The 13111-nt window shown below is 66.3% G+C and carries 14 protein-coding genes; 2 read left to right on the top strand and 12 right to left on the bottom strand.

The window, feature by feature from the left end; all coding sequences use genetic code 11:
• The first annotated feature begins 11 nt into the window (after positions 1–11).
• On the top strand, positions 12–2693 hold the full coding sequence (locus ACZ1I2_RS20270) for a hypothetical protein (protein ID WP_465176061.1): 2682 nt from the start codon (positions 12–14) through the stop codon (positions 2691–2693).
• Entirely contained in the window at positions 2690–3691 is a 1002-nt protein-coding gene (locus tag ACZ1I2_RS20265; RefSeq protein ID WP_465172379.1) for a DUF4402 domain-containing protein, read from the top strand. Before ACZ1I2_RS20270 ends, ACZ1I2_RS20265 begins: the two co-directional genes overlap by 4 nt.
• A 36-nt stretch (positions 3692–3727) precedes the next feature.
• On the opposite strand, the gene ACZ1I2_RS20260 is transcribed toward ACZ1I2_RS20265, so the two are convergent.
• The 12 genes from ACZ1I2_RS20260 to ACZ1I2_RS20205 form a co-directional block, all read right to left on the bottom strand.
• Positions 3728–4705: a phosphoribosylaminoimidazolesuccinocarboxamide synthase gene (locus ACZ1I2_RS20260; RefSeq protein WP_465172380.1), complete on the bottom strand. Its 978-nt coding sequence runs from the start codon at positions 4703–4705 to the stop codon at positions 3728–3730.
• A 192-nt stretch (positions 4706–4897) separates the two neighbouring features.
• Positions 4898–5824, bottom strand: coding sequence for a hemolysin family protein (locus ACZ1I2_RS20255; protein WP_465172381.1), 927 nt, complete (start codon positions 5822–5824; stop codon positions 4898–4900).
• Positions 5825–5833: 9 nt separating this feature from the next.
• On the bottom strand, positions 5834–6346 hold the full coding sequence (gene ybeY / locus ACZ1I2_RS20250) for an rRNA maturation RNase YbeY (protein ID WP_465172382.1): 513 nt from the start codon (positions 6344–6346) through the stop codon (positions 5834–5836).
• A gap of 120 nt (positions 6347–6466) precedes the next feature.
• A complete protein-coding gene (locus ACZ1I2_RS20245; RefSeq protein WP_465172383.1) occupies positions 6467–6700 on the bottom strand; it encodes a hypothetical protein in 234 nt (77 codons plus the stop codon).
• On the bottom strand, positions 6693–7688 hold the full coding sequence (locus tag ACZ1I2_RS20240; protein ID WP_465172384.1) for a PhoH family protein: 996 nt from the start codon (positions 7686–7688) through the stop codon (positions 6693–6695). The genes ACZ1I2_RS20245 and ACZ1I2_RS20240 overlap by 8 nt, the downstream gene beginning before the upstream one ends.
• 312 nt (positions 7689–8000) lie before the next feature.
• Entirely contained in the window at positions 8001–9323 is a 1323-nt protein-coding gene (gene miaB / locus ACZ1I2_RS20235) for a tRNA (N6-isopentenyl adenosine(37)-C2)-methylthiotransferase MiaB (RefSeq protein WP_465172385.1), read from the bottom strand.
• Positions 9324–9422: 99 nt separating this feature from the next.
• Complete coding sequence (locus tag ACZ1I2_RS20230; RefSeq protein WP_465176062.1) at positions 9423–10316, bottom strand: lysophospholipid acyltransferase family protein; 894 nt, start codon at positions 10314–10316, stop codon at positions 9423–9425.
• Between the two features lie 3 nt (positions 10317–10319).
• A complete protein-coding gene (locus ACZ1I2_RS20225; RefSeq protein WP_372853105.1) occupies positions 10320–10742 on the bottom strand; it encodes a Fur family transcriptional regulator in 423 nt (140 codons plus the stop codon).
• A 115-nt stretch (positions 10743–10857) separates the two neighbouring features.
• Complete coding sequence (locus tag ACZ1I2_RS20220; protein WP_465172388.1) at positions 10858–11277, bottom strand: Ros/MucR family transcriptional regulator; 420 nt, start codon at positions 11275–11277, stop codon at positions 10858–10860.
• A 108-nt stretch (positions 11278–11385) separates the two neighbouring features.
• Positions 11386–11862 (bottom strand): GNAT family N-acetyltransferase, encoded by a 477-nt coding sequence (locus tag ACZ1I2_RS20215; protein ID WP_465172389.1) that lies wholly within the window; start codon positions 11860–11862, stop codon positions 11386–11388.
• Complete coding sequence (tsaB, locus tag ACZ1I2_RS20210) at positions 11859–12506, bottom strand: tRNA (adenosine(37)-N6)-threonylcarbamoyltransferase complex dimerization subunit type 1 TsaB (RefSeq protein WP_465176063.1); 648 nt, start codon at positions 12504–12506, stop codon at positions 11859–11861. Before tsaB ends, ACZ1I2_RS20215 begins: the two co-directional genes overlap by 4 nt.
• A complete protein-coding gene (locus tag ACZ1I2_RS20205) occupies positions 12499–13095 on the bottom strand; it encodes a malonic semialdehyde reductase (RefSeq protein WP_465172391.1) in 597 nt (198 codons plus the stop codon). The genes tsaB and ACZ1I2_RS20205 overlap by 8 nt, the downstream gene beginning before the upstream one ends.
• Between the last annotated feature and the right edge of the window lie 16 nt (positions 13096–13111).

Raw genomic sequence — 13111 nt, 5'->3', positions numbered from 1 at the left:
TGGTCGAGCCTGTGGCATTTGCCCTCCTGGTGGCCGCGCCCGGCCCGTCAGGAGACGGCTGGGTTGCGCCCGCGCAACTCGTAGACGCGTCGGTCCTGTCCGATCAGTTGCTGCTCTTTGCTGTGCAGATCGACCATGCAACTCTGACGGATGCGCTGACTGCCTATGGCGATCCTGCGGACCCGTTGATTCCATTGGGCGAGCTGTCCCGTCTGCTCGATCTTCCGCTTGAGGTACATCCCGACACCGGGCTCGTGACCGGGCGGCTGGGCGAAAGCCAGCGCGCGCTCACGATCGACCTGTCGGCGGGGACGGCCCGGCTCGGCAGCGGCGTCATCGCCATCGGCCCGGCGGACGTCAAGGTAACGGGTACCGACATCTACCTCAGAGCGTCGCTGGTTCAGCGGCTGCTTCCCATTACCATAATCTCGTCGCCGGAGGATCTGGTGCTGGTCCTGACTGCCACTGAAAAGCTGCCGTTCCAGTCCCGGCGCGAACGGGCGCAGCGCATGGCCGGCCTTTCCGGCCCGCCCGATCCGGCCGATCAGGTGCTGCGCGTCGCCACGCCCTATCGCTGGCTCGGTCGCCCCGCCTTCGATATCGGGCTGGAACTGGGCAACGATAGCGGTCGCGCGCGGCCGATTACGCGGCTGGAAGGAAGGATCGCGCTCGACATGGCGCGCGCCAGTGTCACCGGCTATGTCGCGACCGACGATCTAGGACATCTCTCGACGGCGCGCCTGCGGGCCGAGCGGCGATCGATCGACGGCGATCTCCTCGGCCCGCTGCACGCGAGCTTCGTCGCCGCCGGCGATGTCTACACGCCCGCGCAGGCGCTCGGTCCGCGCAGCACCGGCGGCGCTGGCATCACGCTGTCCACCGCGCGGATCGGGGATACCAGCGTCTTCCAGCGTATCGACCTGCGCGGCGAATTGCCGATCGGCTATGATGTGGAGCTCTATGTCAATGACGTGCTGCGCAATGGCGAGCAGGGCGTGAAGACTCAGGGTCGTTACGATTTCACGGATGTGCCGCTGGTGCGCGGCCGCAACATCATCCGCATCGTGCTTTATGGCCCCCGGGGGGAGCGCGCCGAACAGACCCGTGTGATCAATGTCGGGGGCGGTCAGCTCGCTGCGGGACAAACCGTGATCGACGCCGGCATCGTCGTCCAGGACCGGCCGGTCCTTCCGCTGTCGAGCGACGATGTCCTGCCTGGCGAGCGCGACCGTGGTTCAATGCGCGCGGTGCTCAGCCTCGCTCATGGCCTTACCGCGGGATTGACGCTCAGCGCCGGCCTGTCGCGTTATACGGATATGTCCGGCCGCCGGCACGACGTGGTCGCCGGAGGTGTCCGGACGTCGCTCCTCGGCATGTCGGTGCAGGCCGATGCGGCGAAGGACATCGCAGGGGGCGTCGCCGCGTCGCTGGCTGCCGCCGGGCGTGTCGGAGGTCTCAACCTCGTCGCCCGGCACGTCGAATATTCCGGGGTCTTCGCAGACGAGGCCAATGCCATCTGGGACGTGTCCCGGCCGCTCCGGCGCTACAGCGAGCTGGTTTTCGATGTCTCCCTGCCTTTGCCGGGCGGCGCTCGGCTGCCCTTTTCGGGCCGGTTCGACCATGCCCGGTTCGCGGACGGCGGTACCAGTTTTTCCGCGCGGGGCCGCACGACCCTGAGCGTCGCCAATACGCTGGTAGCGGTGGCCAATGATTACACACGCCGCACGGGCCCGGGTTTCAAGGCGGACCAGTTCAGCGGAACCGTCGCCGCCTCGCGTTTCGTCAACTACCGATGGCAATTGCGCGCCAGCGCCGACTACGAGATCAGGCCAAGCCTCACGCTGCGCGACCTGGGGTTGACCGCCGACCGGGCCATCGATGATCGGTATAGTTTGCGTTGGGGTGCGACGCGGGTCTTCGGGCGGGGCGGCGGCACGACGCTGCAGGCTGGGCTCTCGGCGCATTTGCCTTTCGCGGACGCGACCCTTGGGGCGGATTACGCGACCGGCCAACGGCGCTGGCGGGTTGCGTTGCAGCTCAATTTCGGCCTGGTCTATGATCCGTTCGGCCGGCACTATCGCGCGACGGCGCCCGGTCCAGCCAATGGCGGCAGCGCGGCGCTGGTCGCCTTTGTCGACGCCAACGCCAACGGCCTCCCGGATCCGGGCGAGGCGCCCGTCGCCGGCGTCGTGCTGCAGGGCGCGGGCCGCCCGGTAACGACCGACGCCCATGGCCGCGCCTTCGTGACGGGGTTGGGCGACGGGGCCGGCGCCATGCTGCGCGCCGACACGTCCGGTGCCGACACGGTGTTCGTCAGCTCGCCGCCGCAGGGCATCGCCTTTACCCCGAGGGCCGGGGATGTCGCCCGGATCCTCTACCCGATGGTGCCCAGCTCCGAACTCGTCGTCCGCCTCGGTTTTCGACAGAAGGACCGCAGCATGACCGGTCTTTCCGCGGTGCGTATCCGTCTGGTCCCCGTCTCGGGGGCGGCCATATCGGGCGTCACGGAATTCGACGGCTCGGCGGTGTTCGATGCGGTGAAGCCCGGCACCTACCGGATCGAGCTGGATCCGGATCAGGCCGAGCGCCTCGCAATGAGCCTCGCAGCGCCGGTCAAGGTCATGGTCGGCACCGATGGACGAACCCTCGTCGCCGAGGGCGAAATCCTCTTCAACCGGAGTGCGCAACGATGATCCGTCTCCTCTTCTGGGCCATTGTCGCGCTGTATGCCGCCATTGCCTGCGCCGACCCGGCCAGCGCGCAGAAGGTCACCGTTGCCTCGATATCGACGGCTGATTTCGGTAACGTCGCAGCGGCCGCCGGCGGTCAGACCCTCCTGCGGACCGATCCGGCGAGCGGCACGGTCTCGCGGATCTCCGGCGCCGGGACCAGGCTCTCGACCGCGGCGGTTCGGTCGCTCGTCACCGTCGAATGCAACAATTCGAAGAAGTGCGACGACAATGACGTGCTGGTGACGATCACGACGACGAGTGCCCCTACGGGTCGCGCGGCGGCGCTGCAGAATTTCACGGTGTCGACATCGGGCGCAACCGCCGTGATCGTCACGCCACCCGGGAGCGGCAGTTCGATTTCCTTCACCATCGATCCGCTTGGCCGCGGTGAGACCAGGACATTCTGGGTCGGTTTCGATCTACCGGTTCAGGGGAACGACACAGCCGCCGCGACGGGGCTGGCCACGGCCGCCTTCGTCGTGACCGTCTCGCGCACGAATGGCGCTGGTCAGGCAAGCGTTTTGGCGGGCTTGGTCCAGGCGCGCATATTCCGCGCGCTGGCCATCACGGCGTCGCAGAACCTGGCCTTTGGGCGGATCAGCAAGCCTTCGAGCGGGGCCGGGACCGTCAGCCTCGCCCCGGCCACCGGCGCGGTCACCGTATCGGGCATCGGCGTGAAGGCGCTCGGCTCGTCTGCATCCGCCGCGGGGGCCTTCATCATCAGTGGGGAAGGCGGGCAGAGCGTCTCGGTATCGGTGCCGAGTTTTACCATGACCGGAGCGACCGGCAGCATTACCGTGACCACCAATCCGACCGTGAGCGGCGCGCAGGTGCTCAGCGGCGCGCTCGGCGCGGCCGCCACCTTGCCGCTCCAGGTCGGCGGCAGCTTCAACCTGTCCGCCGCCACGCCGGCGGAAAGTTATAGTGGCAGCGTGACCGTTACCGTGCAGTATAACTAGACCGATGCCTTGACCGGGCACGTTGCCCCGACCCGGTTACTCCTCGAACAACGGTGCCAGCCGCCCGGTAATCCGCTCCAGCACCGTCGCCCCCGTAAGATCGGGCTCGAACGCCTCGCCCGTGATCGTCTCGAACGCCTCGGCATAGATCGCCGAGGTGCCCAGCACGAGCTCCTGCGGAATCGCCGGGATCGGGTCGACATAGGGGTCGCACCGCGCCGCCACCCAGGCGCGGATGAAGTCCTTGTCGAAGCTCTCCGGCCGCTCTCCGGCCGCGAACCGCTCCGCATAGCTTGCCTGCTTCCAGTAGCGGCTGCTGTCTGGCGTGTGGATCTCGTCCGCCAGGATGATCTTGCCGTCGGGGTCGACGCCGAACTCGTATTTGGTGTCGGCCAGGATCAGCCCGCGCTCGGCCGCCATCGTCTGGCCGCGTGCGAACAAGGCAAGCGCGGTGGCGCTGATCTCCTCCCATTGCGCGGGGGTGAGCAGCTTGTGTTCGAGAATCTCGGCCGGGGTCAGCGGCGCGTCATGCCCGCCGTCGAATTCCTTGCTGGTCGGGGTGATGACAGGCTCGGGCAGGGCCTGATTGTCGCGCATCCCGTCGGGCAGGGTCATGCCGTACATGCTGCGCTGGCCCGACCTGTACAGCGTCAGGATCGAGGTGCCCGTCGTCCCCGCGAGATAGCCGCGCACCACGATCTCCACCGGCAGGATGTCGAGCCGGCGGCACAGCAACACATTGGGGTCGGGATAGCCGAGCACATGGTTGGCGCAGATATCGGCGGTCTGCTCGAACCAGAAGCGCGCCGTTTGAGTCAGGATCTGCCCCTTGAACGGCACCGCGCAGAGGATCCGGTCGAACGCGCTCAGCCGGTCGCTCGCGACGATCACCCGGCGCCCGTCCGCCAGATCGTAATTGTCGCGCACCTTGCCGCGATAGTGCTTTGGCAGCTGCGGGATCGTCGCATCGTCGAGCACGCGCGTGGCGTAAGCGGCAAGGTCTTGGGGCGACATGCGGGGGTCCTTGTTGGGGCAGGCGGGGCGTTCGTAGAGGAAAACCTGGCTTGCTGGAAACACTCCTCTCCGTTCGTGCTGAGCTTGTCGAAGCACTGTTCTTCCCTTCGGCGGAAGAAAGAACAGCCCTTCGACAGGCTCAGGGCGAACGGGGGTGGGGGAGGCGCAAGGCAGAGCGCAACCGCCCGTCGTTCAGCCCTCGTCGCCCTCCGGCCGCGCCTTGGGCGGGTGCAGCCGCACCCGTTCCACCCGGGTCGGCTCGGCCTCGATCACTTCGATCGTCCAGCCGCTGTCATGCTGGATGCATTCGCCCGCCTGGGGCACATGCCCGGCCAGCACCGCGGCGAGCCCGCCGATCGTGTCGATGTCGCCGTCTACCTCCAGCTCGGTGCCGATCGTCTCCGCGACATCCTCCAGCTCGGCGCGCGCATCGGCTTCCCACGCGCCGCCATCGAGTGGGATCAGCAGCGCCTCGGGCGCGTCGTCATGCTCGTCCTCAATGTCGCCGGTGATCTCCTCGATCAGGTCCTCGATCGTGACGAGCCCCTCGGTCCCGAAATATTCGTCGAGCACGATGGCGAGATGCACCCGCTTCTGCCGCATATCGGCCAGCAGATCGAGCGCCCCGCGCGACATCGGCACGTACAGCGGCTCGCGGATCAGCCCCTCCAGGGTCGCCGGGTGCTCGGCGCCGGTCGCCAGGATGTTGAACACGTCCTTCAGATGAATCATGCCGATGATCGTATCGAGCTTCTCGCGGTACACCGGCAACCGGCTGTGCCCCGCCTCCGCGAACAGCTTGATCAGGGCGTCGAAGCTGGTCTTCTCCTCCACCGCGACGATGTCCGCGCGCGGCACGCCGACATCGCCTGCGTCGCGCTCGCCGAAATGCAGCAGGTTGCGCACCATCTGGCGCTCGAGCGGGGACAGGTCGCCGGCCGCGTCGGGTCCGGGCTCGTCCTCATGCGCGTCGATCGCTTCTTCGAGCTGCGCGCGGAGCGAATCATCCCCCGGACCGCCAAAGATGAAGGAGCGGAAGGAGCGCCATATGCTGCCTTCCTGGGTTCCGGCGCCGTCCGCGTCTCGTCCGGTGCCGCTGCTACTGTCGCCTTCGGGCATATTAGTGTGTCAGTCCTCGCGTATCAGATAGGGGTCTTCGAGCCCGAGAGAAGCGAGCGCTTCGGTCTCGATCCGCTCCATCGCCTCGGCCTCATGATCTTCCATATGATCATAGCCGAGTAAATGCAGTGTGCCATGCACGATCAAATGAGTCGCATGATCCTCGATCGGGATATTCTTCTCGGCCGCCTCGCTCGCGCACACGCCGTACGCCAGCACGATATCGCCGAGCAGCACTTCGCCATCGTCCGAATTCTGGTCGATCGTCTCGAGCAGATCGGCCTGCACCATCGGAAAGCTCAGCACATTGGTCGGCTTGTCCTTCTGCCGGTACTGCGCGTTGAGCGTCTGTACTTCCTCATCGGTGGTAAGCCGCACCGAGATCTCGACCAGCGCCGGCGCGGTCAGCATCTCGCCATGCTCGGTCCGCTCCATCGCCGCGGACGCGGCGCGCAGGGCAAGCGCTTGCCAGTCGGTGGCCTCCGGCCAGGGCGATTCGATGGAGATGGCTGTTTCAAGCACAGGGCCATATTCCCCGTTCGTGCTGAGCTTGTCGAAGCACTGTTCTCCCCTTTGCGCCGAAGAAAGAGCAGCCCTTCGACAAGCTCAGGGCGAACGGGAGGGAGGAGATGAACATCTCGGTCACGTATCCCGACCTTCAGATGATAATAGCGCCAACTTGATGACGGCCCTTTTGGAGGTGTCGAGCCTAGTGGCGAGTTCCGCAGCGAGGGCAATCACTTCAGCGTCGTCGATCATCCAGCCTTTGCTGGTATTCCCAAGATGCTGCTGGGTCGCCCTCAGCGATTCAAGCTTCCGCACCTGCGCCGTATTTGCGGTCAGCACACGTCGGGATAAAGCAAGCTTGTTATGCATCCACACCCTCATATGCCTCGACGATCCGCCCGACGATCGGATGCCGTACCACGTCGCCCGACCCGAACCGGCAGATCGACAGTCCCTCGACTCCCTCCAGCCGACCGACCGCGTCGTTCAGCCCCGACGCCGCCATGCCGCCGGGCAAATCGGTCTGCTTGGGATCGCCGCACACCACCATGCGGCTGTTCTCGCCGAAGCGGGTCAGGAACATCTTCATCTGCGCCGGCGTGGTGTTCTGCGCTTCATCCAGGATGATGAAGGCATCGGCCAGCGTCCGCCCGCGCATGAAGGCGATCGGCGCGATCTCGATCTCGCCCGACAGGATGCGCCGCTCGACCTGTTCCGCCGGCAGGCAATCGTTCAGCGCGTCGTACAAGGGGCGGAGATAGGGATCGACCTTCTCCTTCATGTCGCCCGGCAGGAAGCCGAGCTTCTCGCCCGCCTCCACCGCCGGCCGCGACAGGATCAGCCGCTGCACGCTGCCGGTGATCAGCTGCGCGACGGCCTGCGCCACCGCGATATAGGTCTTGCCGGTGCCCGCTGGCCCGAGCGCGAAGATGATGTCGTTGTTGAGCAGTTCGCGCATGTAATGCGCCTGTGCGATGGTCCGCGGCACGATCGTCTTCTTGCGCGTGCGGATCATGATCTGGGGCCCGCCGACATCGGCGCGGACGATGCCTTCGAGCGTCGGCTCGGCGGACATGGTGATCACTGCCTCGACCAGACCCTGATCGACTCGTTCGCCGCGCACGATGCGATTGTACAAGCCTTGCAACACATCCCGCGCCTCCGCGACCGACTCTGCTGTGCCTTCCAGGCCGACGCGATTGCCCCTTGCCGTGATGTACACGCCAAGCCGGCTCTCCAGCTGCAACAGGTTCTTGTCGAACTCCCCAAACAGCTGCGGCATGAGTTGGGGCTTGTCGAACACGATCTCGGCACGGCTGCGATCACCGGACTGGGCTTGGACAGGCTTGCGGCTCATGCGGTTCCTTCAGGCGGGAGGAAAGGAGGCGACTCACCCGAACGGACCGCGCGGTGCGGTGTTCCGGGGGAGGGGCGAGTCAGCTGCATCCGCCCGCGAGTTTGGCAGAGCGCACGCGCGGTGCACAGAGGAAAACGGGCAACACTGCCGATCTTTCGGCAACGAAGCTCTCCCCTCCCTGCAGGGGAGGGGCCGGGGGTGGGTGGCGAGCGCAGCGAGCTCTCCGAACGTTCCGACAGAAGCGACGATCGGGGCATCGAGCCCCGCTCGCCGCTGACCCACCCCAGCCCTCCCTTGTAGGGAGGGAGTAAGTCATGCCTCGACCTGCACCCGCTCGACACCCGACACCGAATTCGGCCAAGCCGCCTCGATCTCCACCTCGACCATATCCCCGATCGCCCCACCAGACACGAGGTGCACCGATTGCAGCCACGGGCTCTTGCCGATCAGCTGGCCCGGCAGCTTGCCCTTGCGTTCCAGCAATATCTCGCAGGTCCGGCCGACGGTCGCCTTGTTAAACGCCTCCTGGTCGCGGTTGATCGCTGCCTGCAGCCGCTGCAGCCGTTCGTCCATCACCTCGGCCGGAATCTGCTCGCCCATGTCGGCTGCGGGCGTGCCGGGGCGGGGGCTGTATTTGAAGCTGAACGCCTGGGCATAGCCGACGGCGTCGACCAGGCTCAGTGTCTCCGCGAAATCGGCCTCGGTCTCCCCCGGGAAACCGACGATGAAGTCGCCCGACAGCGCGATGTCAGGCCGCGCCGCGCGGACGCGGTCGAGAATGCGCAGATAGGAATCGCGGCTGTGGCTGCGGTTCATTGCCTTGAGGATGCGGTCGCTGCCCGCCTGCACCGGCAGATGCAGGAACGGCATCAGCTTCGCCACGTCGCGGTGCGCGTCGATCAGGCCCTGAGTCATGTCGTTGGGATGGCTGGTGGTGTAGCGGATGCGCGCCAGCCCCTCGATCCGGTCGAGTTCGCGCGCCAGCGCGTCCAGCCCGCCGGTGCGGCCGGCCGCGTCCTCGCCTTCCCATGCATTCACATTCTGCCCCAGCAGCGTGATCTCGCGCGCGCCGGCATCGACCAGCGCCTTCGCCTCGTCGACGATCGCGGCCCAGGGCCGGCTTACCTCCGCGCCGCGGGTATAGGGCACCACGCAATAGGTGCAGAATTTGTCGCACCCTTCCTGCACCGTCAGGAACGCCGATGGCGGCACGCGGCGGCGGGCGGGCAAATGGCCGAACTTGGTCTCGACCGGCATGTCGGTGTCGAGCGCGGCTTCGCCCCGCGCGGCCTTCGCCACCAGTTCGGGCAGGTTGTGATAGGCCTGCGGGCCGACCACCACGTCCACCTTCGCCCGGCGCACGATCTCCGCGCCTTCGGCCTGCGCGACGCAGCCCGCGACGGCGATCATCGGCGTCCGGCCGTGCTTCCGCAGGCGGCCGATGTCGGAATAGACCTTCTCGGTCGCCCTTTCCCGGATATGGCAGGTATTGAGCACGATCAGGTCGGCGGCATTGGCATCGTCGGTCGCGGTCATCCCGTCGGCGGCCATGAGCTCGCTCATCCGGTCGCCGTCATACATGTTCATCTGGCAGCCGAACGACTTGACGTGGAAGGTCTTGGGGGAGGGTTTCATGATGCGGCGCCTATAGGCCGAGGCAGGCGGTGCCGCAAATCCTCCCCGGAACCGGGGGGGGGGACCGCGCTCGCGCGGTGGAGGGGGCTTCCGCGCCTGCTATGCCAGCGGCTCGCCCCCTCCACCATCTGCCGGAAGGGGAGGAGCCGGCGCCTCATAGCGCACCGCGTCGACCGCGTAAGCGAACGGCCGAAGCGGATGGCCCAGCGACGCCATCAGCGCTTCCTCGATCCGCCGTCGGCTCTCCGCCGCGATCGCCTTGCGCCCGGGAAAGTCGCGTGGATGGAACGGCTCCAGGAAATGCACCTTCATCCGGAAGGAGCCCCGCCTGGACAACAGGCGCTTGGCATTGTCGATACCGGCCTCGAGGCCGATCCACCCGACTTCCTCGCCCACCGCGCCGTAATCGAGCAATACCGGCTGGACGAGCACGCCCGGCGGCGGCGGTTCGAGCACCCGCAGCATCGGCGTCTTGAACGGCAGCAGCGACTTGCCGTCGGTCGTCGTCCCTTCCGGAAACACCGTGACCGACCAGTTGTCGGACAGCGCATCGCGCAGCTGGTTGATCTGCTCGGCCACGCCCATGCGGTTTTCGCGCTTCACATAGACGGTGCGGTTGAGCGTCGAGAGCCAGCCCACCACCGGTGCCTCGCGGATCTCTTCCTTGGCGACGAAGGCAGTGCCGCTCTGCCCGGCGATCGCCAGGATATCGATCCAGCTCAGATGGTTGGAGATATAGAAGACGTCGCGCTTGAGCGGCACGCCGACCCGCTCGACCCGCGCCCCGGAGATGCGGCCGGCCCAGGCGAGGAAGATCCGCGGCCAGGGCGATCCGATGCGGAGCAGGCGCCACAGATAATGGAGCGGCACGGTGACCAGCAGCCCGAGGATCAGCCCCGCGGCGCGCAGGGCGATCCGGGTCCAGCCCAGCGCGTCGATCGGGGTGGGTCTGCCTGCCGCTGCCTCGGCACGCCTCAGGTCGGCGCTGGACAAGGATCAGGACTTGCGGTCGAGAGCGACGCCGTACAGTTCCATGCGATGGTCGACGAGGCGGAACCCCAGTCGTTCGGCGATCGCCTTTTGCAGCTGCTCAAGCTCGGGATCGACGAACTCGATCACCTTGCCGGTCTCGACGTCGATCAGGTGATCGTGATGCGATTCAGGGGCAGGCTCGTAGCGCGAACGGCCATCGCCGAAATCATGACGGTCGAGGATGCCGGCTTCCTCGAACAGGCGCACCGTGCGGTAGACGGTCGCGATCGAGATGCCGGGGTCGATCGCCGATGCGCGGGCATAGACCTTTTCGACATCGGGATGGTCCTCGGCTTCGGACAATACCCGCGCGATGACGCGGCGCTGGTCGGTAATCCGCAGGCCCTTTTCATTGCACAGGGCTTCGAGATCTATCTTGCGTGCCATGGCCCGCATGTAGTCTCTTTGGGCTTATTGATAAAGGGCGACCGACTCGCAATAAGCCGAAGCCCCCCTTCCCGTCGGGGGGAAGGGTCGGGGGACTCCTGAAGCTGATGGCCGGTCAGCGCGTCGTCTTGCGGCGCTTCGTGCCCAGGCCGATCTTCTTCGCCAGGGTGCGGCGCTGTTCGGCATAGTTGGGGGCGACCATCGGATAGTCGGCCGGCAGGTTCCACTTGGCGCGGTACTGTTCGGGCGTCATCTGATAATGCGTCATCAGGTGGCGCTTCAACATCTTGAGTTTCTTGCCGTCCTCAAGGCAGACGATAAAGTCCGGCTTGATCGAGGAACGCACCGAAACCGCAGGTTCCTGCTTCACTTCCGGCACCGGCGCAGCGCCGCCAAGGCCTGCGAGCGCACCATGTACGTTGGCGATCAGCACCGGCAGGTCCGAAACGGCCACGCTATTGTTGCTGACATGTGCTGCGACAATATCCGCGGTCAGCGTTATCAAGGTTTCCTGCAGTTCGCTCTGCGTATCCATTATATTCCTTTCGACCCATTATTCGCTTGCATTGAATTCGCAACCGTGGCGCGCGCTATCCTACTTTGGATCGCCACGTGCAAGTAACAATTGCGAATTGAACCGTTTTCAGGGAAGGTTGCGACGATAGGTATAGGCGTGAAATGCCTGACCCGAGGTACCCCGATAATAGTTACGGCGCTCGCCAACCTTAACGAAACCTGTACCGCGATACAGCTTGATCGCGTCATTGCCCTCACGGACTTCCAGATGGAGAGTAACGGCGCCGGAACCTATGGCATCGGCAATGACGGAACGCAGTAAAGCGGCGGCCACGCCGCGGCGTCGCATCGCCGGAGCGGTCGCGAGCAGCAGCAATTCGGCCTCGTCGGCGACGATCCGCGACAGGGCGAAGCCGGCCGGCGTGCCATCGACCGCCGCGATGGTCAGCCACACGCCCGGCATGGCGAGGATGCCGAGGCACTGGTTGCGGGTCCATGCCTCCCCAAACCGCGGATCGAACGCGTCCTGCATGATCTGATCGACCGGGGTGAGATCGGCGACGCTGCCGGAACGCAATTCGATCATGTTCAGGGTCGTGCTCATGGCGCCGGCGCGAGCGGCTTCGCGTCAGGCGCCCGGCCGTAGATCGGGCGGGGCGGCAGGGTGGCAAGGGGCGCCGGCAGCAGCACCGCATCGGCGGCGCGCGGCAGTGCCTCGGTCAACGGCAGGCGGTCGTCCAGGGTCTTGAGGAAACGTACCCCATTGCCGATCGCCGGTCGCTCGCCGAGCGCCACGAGCGCCACCTCCGGCTTGAGCGAGGCGAGCGCGGATAGGGGAGCGAGCTGGACATCGAAAGCCTGCATGAAGACCTCGCCATGCCCGCCTTCCAGCACGACGGCAAGGCTCGACCAGCCCGGATTCTGCGCGAAACCGGCCGCGGCGACCAGCGGCAGCGAGGAATAGCCGAACGCTTCGGCGCCCCAGCCCAGCGCCAGTCCGCGCGCCGCGGCGATGCCGACGCGCACGCCGGTGAAACTGCCCGGGCCGCAATCGACCAGGATACGCGGGGCCCGGCCGCCGCCGGGCAGTTCGGCGATCATCGGCACCAGCCGCTCGGCATGGCCGCGCCCGACCACTTCATGTCGCGCCTCGATCACCACGCCCGCCTCGATCCCACCTTCGATCAATGCGACCGAGCAGGCGGCGGTGGCCGTTTCGATGACGAGGATCCGGCTCGTCTCAGGCAATGATGTTGAACCGCTCGAACTCGGGCCGCGGCAGCCGATCGAAGATCGTTGCGGGGTCGCCATGCCCCAAGGTCGAGATGAAGTTGGACCGCACCGCCGGTGTGTCGGCGAAGAACGCCGCATCGACCTTGCCATTGTCGAAGCCCGACATCGGCCCGGTATCGAGCCCCAGCGCGCGGGCCGCGATGATGAAATAGGCACCCTGCAAGGTCGAGTTGCGCAGCGCCGAGACCTCGCGCAGCTCGCTATTGCCGTCGAACCAGCTCTTCGCGGTCTGGTTGTGCGGGAACAGCTCGGGCAGATTCTCGTGGAAATTGGTATCCATGCCCAGGATCACCGTCACCGGCGCGGCGAGGATCTTCGGGGCGTTCTGCGCGCTGGCGCAGGCGGCGAGCTTCGCCTTGGCCTCGTCGCTCACGCACCACACGAGCCGCGCGGGCAGCTGATTGGCCGAGGTCGGGCCCCATTTCATCAGGTCCCAGATCGCCCGCAGCTCGGCTTCGCCGACTGGCTCGTCGGTATAGCCGTTATAGGTACGCGCGGCACGAAAGATCGTGTCGAGCGCCGCGTCGGACAGCTTCTCGCTCATGCAGAATTCCTCGAAA

It is taken from the genome of Sphingomonas sp. BL-S-29 (assembly GCF_055521495.1).
Note: the sequence above shows the minus strand (reverse complement) of the source record. Positions and strands in the feature narration are given on the sequence as shown.